The organism is Holdemanella sp. DFI.5.55, from assembly GCF_020593575.1.
Taxonomy (GTDB): Bacteria; Bacillota_I; Bacilli_A; order Erysipelotrichales; family Erysipelotrichaceae; genus Holdemanella; species Holdemanella hominis.
Map to the genome: position 1 here is coordinate 1 of NZ_JAJDMK010000194.1, position 560 is coordinate 560.

Annotated in this window: 1 protein-coding gene and 1 pseudogene; one reads left to right on the forward strand and one right to left on the reverse strand. The window is 38.4% G+C overall.

Annotated elements, in window-relative coordinates; all coding sequences use genetic code 11:
• Positions 1–277 (forward strand): annotated as a pseudogene (locus tag LJE08_RS13760) (hypothetical protein); the annotation flags it as partial.
• Here LJE08_RS13760 and LJE08_RS13765 read toward each other — a convergent pair.
• The coding region (locus LJE08_RS13765; protein ID WP_227403552.1) for a hypothetical protein at positions 278–560 on the reverse strand (283 nt) is incomplete at its 5' end.

A 560-nucleotide genomic window follows, 5' to 3' on the forward strand; every position in this document is an offset into this window, starting at 1 on the left:
AAGTATGTCTTTTACGTCTAATTCTACTGGTGGAGAATACTACCATACATTATCATTTTCTGAAATGCCTGCTCATGGACATGAGATCGGTATATGGGATTCATCTGGGTCTTTAAAGACTAGTCCGTGGGAATTTATGACTATTTATGGTTCGCATCATTCTGATGGTCAAAGTCACAATGTAAACAGTATTCATACAAATGGATCTGGTAACAATATTCCACACAATAACGTGCAACCATATTTAGTTGTTTTCTTTTGGCGAAGGGTAAAATAGCTACTTGATACGTCTCCAAAAGTAAGTTACCACGTAAGGTTGTACATTATCGTGAGGTTTGTTTCCGCCTGTTGGCCATGTTTGACCGTACCAATAATATTTAGTTCTATTAGCACGTTCAGTGGCTCTCGTAAAAAGCACATCACTATGTGGATCACCATATAATGCATTGGTTACATCAGTTTGTTGGTCTAAGATCCAATGCGTATGGCTCGGTAGCTCTTCACGTGTAAGTTTATGATAGTAGTTACCGCCAATCAATCCAGCAGTAAAGGACATACTT